Raw genomic sequence first — 13,855 nt, 5'->3', positions numbered from 1 at the left:
GCCAAGTAGTGCGGGGGTATTTCTAATTGTTAGGTTGACTTAATCGCACTTAAACGCAAAAAAGCCGCCTCCCAACTTGCACTTGAGAGACGGCCTATTATTCACTACTGCGCACTTGCCGGCTTTGCGTCCTGGCTGCCTTGCGCTTCAGACTGAGGAGCAGCGCCAGGAACACCAAATTCAGCATTGTAGTCTGTTTGCGTACCTTTGGTCAAATAATCATGATCCAAATAGGTGGCCAGATACTGTTTGCCGAACATCAAGTCATACTGCACGTTCCGATAATCGGCGATGAGAGGCGCCGCGGATTCCGGAACCGTTGCATGCAGCTGTCCTTCTTGATCGACAATCAAATTGCTAAGAAGTCCTGGCACTTGCTGTGCCAACTCGGCATTCAGAGCGAAATTCGCTGGCTTTTCCATATGAAGCATATCAAGGACATGAGCTCCTAAGAAGGAATCACTTAGCAGGGGAATGTCTTGCTTCGGCATGTCAAAGTTGGACCATGTCACAAGTGGGATGCTGTGCATCTTCTTGATTTCTTCCAACGACCATTTGTTAGCATCACTTGTTGAAATGAAGCCTGCTTCTTTATACACCTGATAATCCATGCCAAGCATCGGTAAATGGTCACCATAGAAGACGATCATCGTCGGTTCATCTGAATCCTTGAAATGGTCAATCATCATTTGCAAGCTTTGATCCGCGTCATGTGCACCTTGCGTATACGTTTCTAGAATACTTTTGGCTTGCGCTGAAAGATCACCAGTTGCTTTGAACTGATTTTCTCCGTAGCGCGGTTCATCATAAGGTCCATGATTTTGCATTGTTACGGTATAGATAAACATCGGATTTTCTGTTTTATCTACTTCACTAATCACGTTTCTTGCAACCTCGGCATCGGAGATGAAGTAACCTTTCGTTTCCGGATTGTCGAAGTGTTCACTACTCTTAAAGGATTCAAAACCAAGTTGCTTATAAACGTTGTTCCGATCCCAGAACCATCCTTCATACGAGTGAATCCCCATGCTCTTATACCCTTTATCAGCAAAATAGCTAGCCAAACTTGGAACTGGCTTCGAGATATACTGCTGATACGGAATGGATCCACCAGGCAAGAAGCTCATCGAGTTCCCAGTCAATACTTCAAATTCCACGTTGCTCGTACCGCCACCATATTGTGGAGACAGCAAATAACCAGAACTTGACTCCTGCTGCAAACGGTGAATTGTCGGAAGTGGGTCTTCGCTGAACGTTACATTCTCTAGTAGGGTAGGATCCCAGAATGCTTCGCTCATGACGAAAATAACATTGGGCTGTTTCCCGTCAGCAAGAGTAGCTTTCGCTTTACGGACGCCTGTATCCTGTTGCACAGAAGCAGCTTGCACAGTAGCTTGTTGAATATTGGATGCTGCCGCAGCCAGTGCTTGCTCACTGTAGGTATCCGGCTTCTGTACGATCGAGTTCTTCACATTAAGTGTGAAGGCAAGCGTGAGACCATTGTTTGCGTAATTTTGCTGCTGATCCCAAACAATCTCATTGACACCTGCGTGGTCTAAGATCTTACCAGCTAACGGTGTTTTGATCCCAAATGCATACAAGGCATAGAGCGAAAAAAGCCCTAAACCGATTCGAGCGATAACTGGTATGGTAACACGCGGGATCACCCATCGAAGCGCAAGAACGATGAGAATCATAGCTGCTACAGCACATATTCGAATTAAAGCAGCTTTACCCGTTACTAATGAAGCAATGTCCATACTCTCTTTGTTCAGCAATATATCCCAAGGGAAGAACGGCTCCCCGATCATTTTCACTTTCATATACGAGATAATTGCCATCAGACCCAGTATTAAGGTCGTAATGGAGCCAGAGATTGCCAAAGACCCTACAAGGGCATAAATGAAGGCCAACAGACAGAAGGTTAACCCTACATTTAACATAAATAATGGTTGATTACCTGTAATCCACTGCATGGTTTCAGATAAATTACCACGTTCAAGAAATTCCATACCAACAACAGACAGAATAGGTAAACCGATCATAAATAAAACAAGTGAAATCGATGCTCCCAGACGACTTGAGGTCTTTTTACTCGAAAGACGCTTCCGGGGCTTCAAATTCAAGTGCATCTTACATCACTCTCCTCATGCCCCTAATTGTAAATGTCAATTGTGAAGGAATTATGTAGCTAACCTTAAGGGAACCTTAATCCTTCCAGTTCCTGTAAATTACTTCAAACCGGCCAGCCAAGCTGCAAGTGCTTTCAATTCCTCTTCCTTCATCGTGACCTGAAACGGCGGCATCCCGCCCCCACCCTTTTGTATCCGTTTTACAATTTCAGCTTCCGTGAGGCGTTCTCCCACTTTTTGAATATTGGGGCCTTGTCCACCTTGTAATTGATTACCATGACAAGAGATACAATAATTTTGATACAGCTTTGGAACGTCTACATTCGCGGAAACACTCGCACTCGGTGTCTCCGATGGTTTATTTCCACAAGCCGTTAAGCTTAATGCTGCAATCAGCAAGAAGCCACCAACTAGGCCTACTCTCGTTTTCATGTGCGCAAACTCCTTCAATCTCTTTTCTCTCATCATACCAGAGCGTGGATTGGAAAAGAAAGAAGAGCCGCGAGGACCGTCACATAAGCAGCCTTGATTTCTCTACCAACAAGGCTTCTCATATGATTATTATGGTCCAAATCGCGGCTTTTTATAGGTGCATCACATCGTTTATCTGATATTTTTACACCAGTTTAAGACGAATCACATTCCAAGAAGCCTTACCAAGAACAGCCTCAATTTGTCCATTCGTCGAGATCGTCGCATTCCCTGCCGAATGTGGCTTCACACGATCTGGCACTTCCAACGTATTCGAAGCCTTGAGATCCTCATGCTCCAATACGATATGCTCCTTGATTTGGAAGCCGCTGAAGCTGCGAAGGTCCATCTCTAAAGGGAGTGATTCTGCCAGATGGCGGTTTACTGCAAAAATAGTCAACTCCGATGCTTCCTCATTGTGCACGGCAACAGCCTCAAGATAAGGTACGTCCGTATAGTCCTTCGCGTCATACTTCGGAGACTTAATGAGCGGTACGAGAACCGTTCCACGGCCGAACACACTCGTATGCAAATAAGGGTAGTAAATCGTTTGCTTCCACGCGGCGCCGCCATTCGCGGTCATAATTGGAGCAATCACATTAACCAATTGAGCCAAGCAAGCCATTTTGACACGATCCGCACGTTTCAGCATGGAAATTAGCATACAGCCAACAAGAAGCGCATCTTCATGATTATAGACGTCCTCCAGCTGTGGCGGTGCAATGGACCAAGGCTCGATTTTACGATCAGAATTATTGGAGTGATACCATACATTCCATTCATCGAAGGAAAGATTGATCTTCTTCTTGCCGCGCTTTTTGGCCTGAACGTAGTCAGCCGTAGCAATCACGGTATGAATGAAGCTGTCCATGCCTAGGGATTGCGCTAGGAAATTCGCAGAATCTTGATCGCGGTTGCCATAGTACTGGTGGAGTGAAATATAATCAACATGATCATACGTATGTTCGAGAACCGTTGCTTCCCAATCTGGGAAGGTAGGCATGAGCAAGCTCGAACTGCCGCAAGCGACAAGCTCGATCGAAGGGTCGACCCACTTCATCACTTTCGCTGTCTCACAGGCGATTCGGCCATATTCCACTGCCGTCTTAGTTCCGGTTTGCCACGGGCCATCCATTTCGTTGCCTAAGCACCACGTTTTGATGTTATGCGGTGTGCGGTAGCCATGAGAAATTCGCAAATCGCTCCAATAGGTACCGCCAGTGATGTTGCTGTATTCAATGATATCCCTTGCCTCATCAGGACCGCGAGTTCCTAGATTCACAGCCATCATGGCATCCGTGTTCGCTTTGCGGCACCAGTCCATAAACTCATTAAGGCCGATCAAATTCGGCTCAATCGTGCGCCAAGCAAGATCAAGACGTCTTTTACGCTGGTCCACAGGTCCGATGCCATCCTCCCAGTTATAACCCGATACAAAGTTCCCACCGGGATAACGAACAATCGGCACATTCAGACCTTTAACTAACTCCAGCACATCTCCGCGAAACCCTTGTTCATCTGCTTGTGGATGTCCGGGCTCATAAATCCCACCATACACCGCACGTCCCAAATGCTCAATAAAAGAACCATACAACCGTGGATCAACTTCTCCTACTTTGAAATCCTTGTCAATAATCATGCTTGCTTTCATAGACATTTAGCTCACCTCAACGTATAATTAATAAAAATATAAATCAGTTAATATAATTATTATGTATAGCTCATATTAAACAACAAAAAAGGATGAAGATCAAGACCTTTCACCCGTTTTTGTTGCATTCATATTTATGTTAATCAGAGGATACGAAAGTAGGCGTTGAAGATATGATTCACACGACAACAGACCGCAAATGGCTCCCCCTTTATGAAGCGTTGGCTAGCGATGTGCGGCTGCACATTTTGGAATTATTGGCTGAGGAAGAGATGAATGTGAAGGATTTGGCGCAGCGTCTTTCCCTAAGCAGTGCGATCGTGACGATGCATGTCAAAAAGCTAGAGACTGGCGGTCTCATTCATACGAAGCTCGTTCGTAAGCAAGGGGGTACGCACAAAATATGTACATTGGCGCTCTCGCACATCGACATTCAACTCCCACAATCCACAGAACAACAACGATTATTCAATGAAGTATCTATTCCAGTAGGCCACTATACTCGCTATGAAGTCCATCCGACCTGCGGTTTAGCTTCAGCTGAGCGATTGATTGGTCAGTTTGATGACCCCCGATTTTTCTTCGAGCCAGAACGCATGCATGCCAAAATCCTTTGGTTCGCCAAGGGCTTCGTTGAATATCGGGTCCCCAACTATATGCTTCCCGGTCAGACTTTGGAGGAAATCGAAATCACGCTAGAAATCGGTTCGGAGGCACCGGGTATCGCAGCCAATTGGCCGTCCGATATTCACTTTTATGTCAATGATATACTGCTTGGCTATTGGACAAGCCCAGGCGATTCCGGCGCTGGCCGCGGTCTTCTTACCCCATCTTGGTGGTCGGACTATACGAATCAGTATGGTTGGTTGAAGGTACTTCGTATCACCCAAGAGGGGACATTTCTCGATGGACAACTGCTTTCCACCGTTACAATTCAAGACCTTCCTATCTCACGAAACGAGTGGACCTTACGATTAGAAGTACCCGATGAAGCCGAGCATGTCGGTGGATTGACGCTGTATGGGGAAGGCTTCGGCAACTACAATCAGGATATTCGGTTTCGCACATACCGGAGGTAAATGGCGAATGTCTGAGTATACGAAAGGGGAACAGAGTGACACCCATCACTCTGTTCCCCTTCCTAAACTCGGCATAATCGGACTCCATTACTGGATTGGTTTAAGCACTATGAACATTTCGAACTTTTCCATCAGTAGCTCCTAGAGGGTCAATGCTATTCGTCCGTCCTTCTGCCAAACGCAAATACTTCTTTCGCCGCCAGCGGATAGCCACCAGAATACCACGAAGATACTCATCGCACATCATCGCTATGTAAATACCGGTTAGCCCTAAACCGTAATGTAAACCCAGCACATAGGAGAGACCCGCAGCAACGCCCCACATCGAGAACAGCGAAATCACCATATTAAAACGGGTATCACCAATCGCATTGAGTGCATTACCAAAGCCCATATTGATCATTCGGCCTGGCTGCAGTACCGCTGTTAGCACTAAACAAGAAAGGGCTAGCTCAATGATCACTTTGTCTGAACTGAAGAAGCCTAAGAAGCTTTTCCCTATGATCAAAAGAAGAATGCTGTTGCACATAACTAAGCCCAGCCCAATCCACGTTCCGCGGTAGCCTGCTTTATACGCCGCCTGCGTTTGCCCAGAACCGAATAGATGCGCAATCTGGATTTGTGCGGATAACGCAATCGAATATCCTAACATGAAGCAGATGGATTCTAGTGTATTCATATACGTTCTAGCGGCCAAAGCTGCAGCACCCATCGTTGCCAAAAAACTATAAATCGCAAGCTGCGACAACACCCAAGACGACATATTGACGCCGAGCGGCCAGCCAATTCGGATAATCTCACTAAACAGCTTCCGGTTAAAAACGCCAAGATCACGCCATCTAATTCTTCGCTCAAAGATCGAAACAAACATGTAGAGAAGCAAACAAGTCGCAAGTAACCGACTCAGTAACGTTGAGATCGCAACCCCCGTTAAGCCTAGCTGTGGAAATCCGAAAGCACCATTGATCCAAGCGTAGTTCAACATAACATGGATCACATTCATCCCGATTGCGATAATCATCGGTCCCTTCGTGTTTCCTGTATTCCGAATCGCCGTGCTGAGTGTAGCTGTTAATGCCGTCAATACCATGCCACTACCAACAATTGAAATATAGGTGTGTGCCAGTGGGATTAACCGCTCTTCTAATTGAAACAGCCTCGCAAGTGGAACTGCCTCTACGTACAGGATCACACTGAGAATCCCACCAATGAGTCCGCTTATTGTAACTGCCATAATTCCGACTGTTCGTGCAGATTCCTGCTGCTTGGCCCCAATTTTCTGCGCTATGAGAATACCTGCACCGCTTGCCACGGTCATGAATAAAATCATAACCGCTTGAAAGATCTGATTCGCTAAGCCAACTACCGCAACCGCATCGTCTGATACGCGGCTTACCATGAGCGTATCAACAGCTCCCAAAAGCAGTTGCAGCAGTAATTCTACGAATATAGGCCATGCTAGGAACCATAACGAATATTTATTTTTCTCAGCCTTCATGTATACGCCACCATCCAGTATGATTCTCTATTTATTATAAAAAATGAAACTTTGTAGTCAGTTCAAATTATAGCTGTTATAGTTGAGTTCATGTATCAACATCGCAACTGAAACTTATACAATTCCAACTTTTATGATGGATTAAAGCAGGTGACTTTCATGGCATTTCTTGAGATCACAATCCCTCCTCTGCCCCACTATATCACGAGTGGATTGAACGCTATTCCGAAGGGAGGGCAGCACCCCAGTCGTAGCAACATCCAAGTCTTTGATCTTCTTATCACCATTTCCGGCTCCTTCTACATCGGTGAGGATGATGCCAGATTCGAGGTTGGGTCAGGACAAGCCGTCATTTTGCGGCCTGACCGTTATCATTTCGCAACACAGGTATGCTCCGAGATAACTCACACCTATTGGCTGCATTTTCATGTAGGCGGTGCATGGGAGTTGATTAATCCTGCTGCCGTTGCTCCTGTCTCCTTGGAGGATCCAGCTCCGGAAGAAGCTGCGGTAGAAGCTTTCGCCGTGGAACCCTTCACGATGCGTATTCCGCAATTTACGACGCTGCAGCACCCTGAGAAAATGTACGAGATCTTCGACCAGCTTTTGCAGCTTCAGCCTCGTGCACATGTGAGCAGTGTTCGTTTTGCTCAACAACAGCTATTCCAAGAAATCCTGTATCAGCTTGCCGCGTCTGGTGAAACGGATCATGCCTCTGCCTCCAGAGCCTGCGCTGAGAAAGCGGCCTCGTACTTAAGGCAGCATTTTCGTGAATCGGTTTCAGCTAAACAACTGGGGGACGAGCTCAATTTCCATCCTGTATACATAGCTCGCTGTATGCAAAAAGAGTACGGCTGCTCCCCTATCACCTACCTCCTGAAATTAAGAGTGGGACACGCCAAGTTGTTGCTCTTGCAAACGGAATTACCCATTGCTCATATTGCCCAGGAAGTTGGTTTTGAGCAGGCTGCTTATTTCGCCGCTAGCTTTACCAAGCTGGAAGGCATGTCGCCTCGCAGCTATCGGCAGCAGTTTTCACAAGGGATCTAGATGCTTGGGGATCGATTCATTTATGCTATACTGAGAAAAAAAGGATAAGGAGTCCTCATCATGGCAACCCCCTTACATTGGAAAAAGTCATTATGGATACTCTGGGGCGCGAACTTCTCCATTACGTGTGGCATGAATCTGGTTCTTCCTTTCTTACCTCTCTATATCGGGGAGTTAGGTGTTCATGACCTTGATGATATTGTCCGTTGGACAGGCTGGATCGTGGCTGCCCAATTCATCACTTCCTTTTTGACCCAGCCGCTATGGGGAGCCATTGCAGATCGACGCGGGCGCAAAATTATGCTGCTTCGCGCCGGATTCGGGATGGCCATCGTAACAGCACTGATGGGCATCGTCACATCGCCCTGGCAGCTATTATCGCTGAGGTTGCTGAACGGATTCTTCTCCGGCTTCATCTCGATGGCGGTTTCGTTACAAGCCTCCCTGACACCGCGAGAGCATTCAGGGAAGTCGCTTGGAACGCTGCAAACTGGCGCTATTGCAGGCACACTCATCGGCCCATTAATTGGCGGTGTGCTGGCAAGCTTTCTCGGGTACCACCATGTGTTCTTCTTCACAGGCGGACTCATGCTATGCGCTAGTCTCATCGTCATGGTGTTCATCAAGGAGGAACGGAAGCCCGCTTCAGACAAAAAGGTTAAACAGAAGACACAGTGGCGTTTGTTTCGCCCCTTATTGCCTGTTTTTGCCGCATCGCTGATCACTCAGATCGGAATGATGAGCATCGAACCGATCGTAACGGTGTATGCCAAGACCTTATACACAGGGGCGCACTTGGCTTTTTTTGCCGGACTTATCGTCGCGATTACCGGTATCGCCAATTTATTCGGAGCTCCTACATTGGGAAGGTTAGGTGACCGAATCGGTCAACGGATGACGCTAGTCATTGCCCTCGTTATGGCGGCAGTCGCCTTTATCCCGCAGGCTTTTGCCACTAATATCACGATGCTGTTGGTCGGCAGATTCCTGTTAGGGCTGTTCATCGGTGGCATGATTCCTTCGTTGAACGCACTGGTCATGAAGCTTGCAGCTCCAGAGATTCAAGGCACCGCTTATGGATTCAATACCTCTTCGCTATTCCTTGGCAATCTAATCGGCCCCCTGCTCGGCAGTCATTTGGCAGCAGCGTACGGCTTTACATCCGTGTTCTATGTCACGATGAGTATTTTGCTAATCTGCGCGGTGTTCGTGTATGCGAATCGCAGCTTGGATGCAACCATACGGCCCAAAGAGGCGTAGAGAAATAAGGGTATTTGATCATCTAAAATAATTAAAATGGAGGGTTACGATGAAACACGAAATTTTATATAAAGGCGCATTTCCTATGCTGCGCGTGCAGCTTGAAGCTGGTGAGAACATTAAAGCAGAAGCCGGTGCGATGGTCTCCATGTCCCCGAATATCGAGCTCAAAGGAACGGTGGATGGCGGGATCATGAAAGGACTCGGCCGCATGCTCAGCGGAGAGAAGTTCTTCTTTCAAGAATTGACCCCCAATCGTGGATCAGGTGAAGTCCTGCTCGCCCCTGCCGTGATCGGCGACATTGAAGCCGTCGAACTAGACGGTTCGTATAAGCTCTATGTGCAGAAGGACGGCTTCCTTGCCGGCACCTCCGGTATCCAGGTGAATACGAAGATGCAGAATCTGATGAGCGGCTTCATGTCCGGTGAAGGCTTCTTCATCGTGGAGATCAGCGGTAGAGGCACTGTGTTCCTTTCTTCTTATGGCGCGATTCATGCGGTTAACTTAAAACCAGGCGAGGAAGTGCTCATCGATAACGGACACCTTGTTGCTTGGCCGGATTATACACAGTATACGATTGAAAAGGCCGCGAAAGGCTGGATTTCCAGCCTTACCAGTGGTGAAGGCGTCGTCTGCCGCTTCCGCGGCGAAGGCGTCGTGCTCATTCAGACGCGGAATCCGAAGAGCTTCGGCGGTTGGATTAAGCAGTTGCTGCCGGGCAGATAGGCAGCTGTCATCAAAAAGCCATAATTGGAATGGAAAAGGAGCTAAGCATGTTTGCGCTTAGCTCCTTTTTCTTTTTGCGGATACCTTCAGGTATCCTACATTGTAGCTTCAGGGGGGGTGACATCGGCCACTTACGAATGCCCTACCCTCTGTAACGGTGAAAAACACCGTTACAGCGCCGAAACATGCCAGTTTTCGGGACACCCTTCCTTCTGTTGCGCCGCGAGCGGAGCGCAACTGGTTTGCCTAGGTCACCGCGGCAGACGGTGGCCTGGTTGTAGGAGAATAGCTGTATAACATACAGCTATTCTCCCTCTTTCTGGCCCGCGATCGCTAATAACTGGATAACCTCCAGTTATTTCGACCGATACGGGCGCATTCGCGAGAAAACACTGAAATTAACTGTATAAGACACAGTTATTCCTTATTTCCCCTTACTTTCGGCGAAATTAACAGGAGAAAATCCAGTTATCTGATGAGCAGTGCCGATCATCTGGTCATATCTATCTATTTTACCCTCTAGTCGCTCAAGTACCTTCTGCATATCTGCCATTCTTGTTAGGAGTTCTTTATGCTGCTCGACTAAGAGTTCTTTCCTCGTCTCCAACGTTTCGTCACCTTGTTGAAACAGTCGCACATAGTCAATCAATGTTTCAACTGGTAGACCTACGCCTCGCATACATTTAATAAACTCAACCCACCTGCAGTCTTCTTCTGTATAGTCCCTAATTCCGTTGTTTTTGCGGTTCACCCGTGGAATAAGTCCGACTCGTTCATAATAACGCAACGTATCCTGCGATAACTCAAATTTCTCACTTACTTCAGCGATCAACATTTAGACGGCACCAACTACGCGATGTGGAACATATTGTTCTTCCAGTGACGAAATTTCTTCAGGCGTCAGTTTAAGCGAAAGCGCGTCTACCGCATCATCCAGATGAGACATTTTCGTCACACCGATAATCGGAGCTGTTACAGGTTCTTTCTGCAACAACCAGGCAAGTGCGACTTGCGCCCGAGGAACGCCGCGTTTCTCTGCGATTACTGCAAGGCGATCTACAATTAATCGATCCACATTGGCAAATGCGTCATACTTCATTCGCTGAGCCTGGTCCGTTTCGGAACGATGCGTGGTTTCCGACCAATCACGCGTTAATCTTCCGGATGCCAGCGGACTGTATGGGATGACGCCGATTTTTTGATCCTTGCAAAGCGGCATCATCTCCCTTTCCTCTTCACGATAAATGAGGTTTAAGTGATTCTGCATCGACACAAATCGTGACCAGCCATTTTTCTCAGATACATGCAGGGCCTTTAGGAACTGCCAAGCGTACATCGCAGATGCGCCAATGTATCTTGCCTTCCCCGCTTTCACTACATCATGCAGAGCTTCCATCGTTTCTTCGATCGGCGTATGATAATCCCAGCGATGGATTTGATACAGATCAACATAATCGGTTCCCAATCGCTTAAGACTCTTGTCAATTTCACTCAGGATGGCCTTTCGGGAAAGACCTGCCCCATTTGGGCCTTGATGCATACGGAAATGAACTTTTGTTGCAAGGACAATTTCATCACGATTCGCATAGTCCTTCAGCGCTCGTCCAACAATCTCCTCGCTTGTTCCATCTGAATAAATATTCGCCGTATCAAAAAAATTGATTCCGAGCTCAAGTGCTTTTTTAATAATAGGACGACTGTTCTCTTCATTCAGCACCCAAGGATGTGTCCACCGTTCTGCGACTCCAAAGCTCATGCAACCAAGACTGATCCGCGACACGTCCAAACCTGTATTTCCAAGCTTCACATAATCCATTTGACGACTCCTCGCTTTCCAATAGCTCATACTTCTCACATGTCTAGTTTACTCTCTGGAGTTAACTCCAAGTCAAGCTTATAGTTCCTCTCTTAAGGATAGCTCGGAAACTGTAGCCAAAATAATGGACGGTCCCTTGCGATCCGCCGTACGGCCAGCTTCGATCCGCTTATTCAAATTGACACCAATTAGATAAAGTGATATGGTCAAAGCAACAAGACGTTCCGCTTTTTTTGGCGGGATGTCTTGTTGTACTTTTATGGATATTGTAGATCTAACGTATTTACTTTGCGAAAGGGTGAGGTCTTATGTAATTCTGCTGTACATGCTAGTCAATCGACAATTTAGGGAGGAATTCTAAGTGATTCAGGTAAAAGAGTTTTTAGATACGGATGCGTCTTATGCGGAGACAAGAGCTAATCAGTTTTTAGCCGAATTGAAAGATGAACAAATTGTAAACGTTTGCTATGGATCCATCTTGAAGTCATCTGCAAGCGGGGTAGGTTTTCAACGTAGTGCAATCCTTGTAGTTTATAAATCGGGAGAAAGTAATCCCAAGTAAACGAGGTGCTCACACTAAAATGGAGACCTTCTTTAAACTGCTCTCAGTCATCTCTACAGTTCTTCTTGCTGTATTCCTGTTTTATTCAATCTTACAGAAGTATTGAAAAAAGTTATTGAGAAAAATCATTTTCCGGAGGTTTTGTAAATGAGGCAATTAGATCGATATTGGAATCTAATCATGTGGGGAGGAATCTACGATGAACCGTAGTCATATGTCCAACCCTACCCGTAGTCGACTTGTTGATCAGCTTGTTTTTCTTGACGAGCAAATGACGATGTACCTTGACGGTTATCCTTCACAGCAGAAGATCCAAGTGAATAAGAGTATTAAACAATATGTAAAAATATTGGAGAGATTACTTGAGCTTGATGATGTTAATCTTGTAAAAACATTGAGCAAAGTTACGGTAATAGGAAGTAACATTACTATTTGTTACGAAGAGGAAGGATCTAATGAAGTATTTACAGTGGTCCTCCCAACTGAAATAGATCCTGATCAAAATAGGATATCGCTGTTTTCGCCAATTGGAAATCAATTGTTATCGAAATCAACAGGTGAAACCTTCATTCTTCAAACTCCGGAGGCAGAATATTCCGTTCGGATTGTAGGGACTGCACTTAGCTAAAAGTAACGGTTATAATTGAGACTAAAAAGCACCCAAACGGGTGCTTTTTCCAAATTCATTCAATTATTCATACAAGGGGAACCATCGATTATGGTAGCAAAGGACAACTACGGCGTTTACGGGTACCGCTTCCAAGAAAACCTCGTACTTCCGCTTTACCAGCTATTTGCCGTCGGATTTCAGGATATTCGGCAGCAAGAATATGACTGGGACGGCATGAAACGAATTGACGGGCCCTTATATTTATTCCAATATACGATTTCTGGACGAGGGAAGATCGAGCTAGATGGCCATCATCACGCTGTGCCAGAGGGAACTTCCTTTTTAGTTGAAATACCCGGCACACATCGCTACTACTTACCTGAAGACAGCTCGCATTGGACGTTCTATTTCGTTTTATTTAGGCAGAGCCATTTGCAGCATCTGTGGCAGGGAATACGTCAGGTGCTTGGACCCCTGCCGCAGTTCGAACCCCGCAGCTTAGTCATTCGTCGGCTCGAGGCCATCTACTCAGAAGCCCGAATTGGAGCAATAAAAGACGGCTATTACGCATCCTCCCTTGTTTATAGCTTCATGATGGAGCTTCTTCGAAGCAGCAGTGCGCAGCACCAGGACCGAAGTACTTGGCCAGAGATCGTTCGTCGGGCAGCTGATTATATGGAGATTAACTTTCAAATTCTGGAAGGACTTGACCAAATTGCGGAAGCAGCTGGCAGCTCAAAATACCATCTGGCACGTACCTTCCATCAAGCGACTAACTTCTCACCGATGGCCTATACCTCTAAGCTCCGAATCGAACTAGCCGTGAAATTACTCCGGAGCAGCTCATTGACCGTTGAAGAGATTGCTAGAGAGGTCGGCTACCAAAATGGCAGCTATTTTAGCAAAGTATTCCGCAGTTGGACCGGCTACTCACCAAGCAGGTTTCGTGAAGGAAAGGAACTTCTTTCAATCGATCAGATCATGTTTGACTAGTTACAT

The 13,855-nt window shown here is 46.5% G+C and carries 14 protein-coding genes; 7 read left to right on the top strand and 7 right to left on the bottom strand.

From position 1 onward, the window contains the following. Positions 1–104: 104 nt before the first annotated feature. From ACSQ8O_RS06140 to arfA, 3 genes are all read right to left on the bottom strand, one after another. A complete protein-coding gene (locus tag ACSQ8O_RS06140; protein ID WP_436240851.1) occupies positions 105–2,132 on the bottom strand; it encodes an LTA synthase family protein in 2,028 nt (675 codons plus the stop codon). Between the two features lie 99 nt (positions 2,133–2,231). After that, positions 2,232–2,564, bottom strand: coding sequence for a c-type cytochrome (locus tag ACSQ8O_RS06135; protein ID WP_436240850.1), 333 nt, complete (start codon positions 2,562–2,564; stop codon positions 2,232–2,234). Between the two features lie 184 nt (positions 2,565–2,748). Then, complete coding sequence (gene arfA, locus ACSQ8O_RS06130) at positions 2,749–4,260, bottom strand: arabinosylfuranosidase ArfA (RefSeq protein ID WP_436240849.1); 1,512 nt, start codon at positions 4,258–4,260, stop codon at positions 2,749–2,751. A gap of 167 nt (positions 4,261–4,427) precedes the next feature. Here arfA and ACSQ8O_RS06125 point away from each other — a divergent pair, with 167 nt between their 5' ends. Continuing rightward, a complete protein-coding gene (locus ACSQ8O_RS06125) occupies positions 4,428–5,333 on the top strand; it encodes an ArsR/SmtB family transcription factor (protein WP_436240848.1) in 906 nt (301 codons plus the stop codon). Between the two features lie 100 nt (positions 5,334–5,433). Here the strand turns inward: ACSQ8O_RS06125 and ACSQ8O_RS06120 are convergent, their stop codons facing one another. Beyond that, entirely contained in the window at positions 5,434–6,831 is a 1,398-nt protein-coding gene (locus ACSQ8O_RS06120; protein WP_436240847.1) for an MATE family efflux transporter, read from the bottom strand. A gap of 159 nt (positions 6,832–6,990) precedes the next feature. On the opposite strand from ACSQ8O_RS06120, the gene ACSQ8O_RS06115 reads away from it, so the two are divergent. From ACSQ8O_RS06115 to ACSQ8O_RS06105, 3 genes are read left to right on the top strand one after another with little or no spacing between them, the layout of a single operon-like run. Then, entirely contained in the window at positions 6,991–7,881 is an 891-nt protein-coding gene (locus ACSQ8O_RS06115; protein ID WP_436240846.1) for a helix-turn-helix transcriptional regulator, read from the top strand. A gap of 60 nt (positions 7,882–7,941) precedes the next feature. Beyond that, the gene (locus ACSQ8O_RS06110) at positions 7,942–9,141 is read left to right on the top strand and encodes an MFS transporter (protein WP_236291839.1); all 1,200 of its coding nucleotides are present in this window, start codon (positions 7,942–7,944) and stop codon (positions 9,139–9,141) included. Positions 9,142–9,190: 49 nt separating this feature from the next. Further along, positions 9,191–9,868 (top strand): TIGR00266 family protein, encoded by a 678-nt coding sequence (locus tag ACSQ8O_RS06105; protein WP_056608336.1) that lies wholly within the window; start codon positions 9,191–9,193, stop codon positions 9,866–9,868. A gap of 424 nt (positions 9,869–10,292) precedes the next feature. On the opposite strand, the gene ACSQ8O_RS06100 is transcribed toward ACSQ8O_RS06105, so the two are convergent. The 3 genes from ACSQ8O_RS06100 to ACSQ8O_RS06090 form a co-directional block, all read right to left on the bottom strand. Next, entirely contained in the window at positions 10,293–10,703 is a 411-nt protein-coding gene (locus ACSQ8O_RS06100; RefSeq protein WP_436240845.1) for a MerR family transcriptional regulator, read from the bottom strand. Beyond that, positions 10,704–11,684, bottom strand: a complete 981-nt coding sequence (locus ACSQ8O_RS06095) for an aldo/keto reductase (RefSeq protein WP_436241953.1) — start codon at positions 11,682–11,684, stop codon at positions 10,704–10,706. Positions 11,685–11,762: 78 nt separating this feature from the next. After that, positions 11,763–11,894, bottom strand: a complete 132-nt coding sequence (locus tag ACSQ8O_RS06090) for a hypothetical protein (protein ID WP_436240844.1) — start codon at positions 11,892–11,894, stop codon at positions 11,763–11,765. 151 nt (positions 11,895–12,045) lie between these two features. Between ACSQ8O_RS06090 and ACSQ8O_RS06085 the strand changes: the two genes are divergently transcribed. The 3 genes from ACSQ8O_RS06085 (at position 12,046) to ACSQ8O_RS06075 (ending at position 13,849) form a co-directional block, all read left to right on the top strand. Further along, a complete protein-coding gene (locus ACSQ8O_RS06085; RefSeq protein ID WP_056608318.1) occupies positions 12,046–12,246 on the top strand; it encodes a hypothetical protein in 201 nt (66 codons plus the stop codon). A gap of 199 nt (positions 12,247–12,445) precedes the next feature. Next, a complete protein-coding gene (locus ACSQ8O_RS06080; protein ID WP_436240843.1) occupies positions 12,446–12,874 on the top strand; it encodes a GreA/GreB family elongation factor in 429 nt (142 codons plus the stop codon). Positions 12,875–12,964: 90 nt separating this feature from the next. Next, complete coding sequence (locus ACSQ8O_RS06075; RefSeq protein ID WP_436240842.1) at positions 12,965–13,849, top strand: helix-turn-helix domain-containing protein; 885 nt, start codon at positions 12,965–12,967, stop codon at positions 13,847–13,849. The last annotated feature ends 6 nt before the right edge of the window (positions 13,850–13,855 follow it).

Origin of the sequence: Paenibacillus sp. LjRoot56 (assembly GCF_964253335.1) — a bacterium.
In the GTDB taxonomy this organism is placed as follows: Bacteria; Bacillota; Bacilli; order Paenibacillales; family NBRC-103111; genus Paenibacillus_E; species Paenibacillus_E allorhizoplanae.
The sequence above is the reverse complement of the archived record's forward strand: the minus strand, read 5'-3'. Positions and strand labels throughout refer to the sequence as shown.